The 1059-nt window shown below is 64.4% G+C and carries 1 protein-coding gene; it reads left to right on the forward strand.

The window, feature by feature from the left end; translation table 11 throughout:
* Positions 1-1059: RQC domain-containing protein (locus AWU74_RS05980; RefSeq protein WP_187150889.1), on the forward strand; the 1059-nt coding region annotated here is incomplete at both ends.

Raw genomic sequence — 1059 nt, forward strand, 5'->3', positions numbered from 1 at the left:
CGGCGACGCGCTACCACGCGGGGCTGCCCGGCGAGGAGCGGAAGCGCAATCAGGACGATTTCCTGTGCGACCGGAAGACGGTCATGGCGGCAACGAACGCCTTCGGAATGGGCATAGACAAGCCGAACGTGTCGTTCGTCGTGCACTACAACGTGCCCAAAAACATAGAGAGCTACTGTCAGGAAGCGGGGCGGGCAGGGCGCGACGGCGAGCGCGCCGACTGCGTCCTGCTCTATTCCGGCAAGGACGTCAGGCTCAACAGGTTCCTTATTGAGAGGGGCGGTTCGGGACACGGGGACGGCGGGGAGTCGCCCGACGGCGCAACGGCGGAAGCGCAGAAGCAGCGCAGCCTTGAGCTTCTGAGGCAGATGACGTTCTACAGCACGACGACGGACTGCCTCCGCGCGTTCATTCTGCGTTATTTCGGCGAAGCCGCGCCGGGCTACTGCGGCAAGTGCTCGAACTGCGCCGCGCATTTCGAGCCGAGCGATGTTACCCTCGACGCGCAGAAAATCATCTCGTGCGTGTACCGTGCCGCCGAACGCGGGCGAAGCTTCGGCAAGACGGCACTCGCCGACATTCTGCGCGGCAGCAGGAACGCGAAACTGCTCGGCGCAAAACTGGACACGCTCAGCACCTACGGCATTATGAAGGACGCGAGCGCGAAGCGGCTCCGCGCCGTCACGGACCGGCTGGTCGAGCGCGGGTACCTGCTGCTGGAAGGCGCCGAATACCCCGTGCTGAAGTGGAGCGCAACGACCCGCGAAATCATAGACAAAGAACTCCCGCTGCGGCTTGAGATGATGCTCCCGCGCGCGGCGACGCTGGGCGCGCATACGGCGGTGGACACGGAGGCAAAAAACGACGCGCACAAGTCGGCGGCCGCGTTTATCCGCCCCTTTGTGGCGCAATACCTCAAGTTCGCGCCGGTAACGAACGAAGACCGCACGGCTATGGGGCTGCACAGCCGCGACGACAGTTCCTCCGTCATTCCGCCGCCCGCGACCCGCGCCGCGATTACGGACATTCGCGCCGTCGGCGGCTATCAGATAAAAATCT

Source organism: Treponema endosymbiont of Eucomonympha sp. (assembly GCF_001028545.1).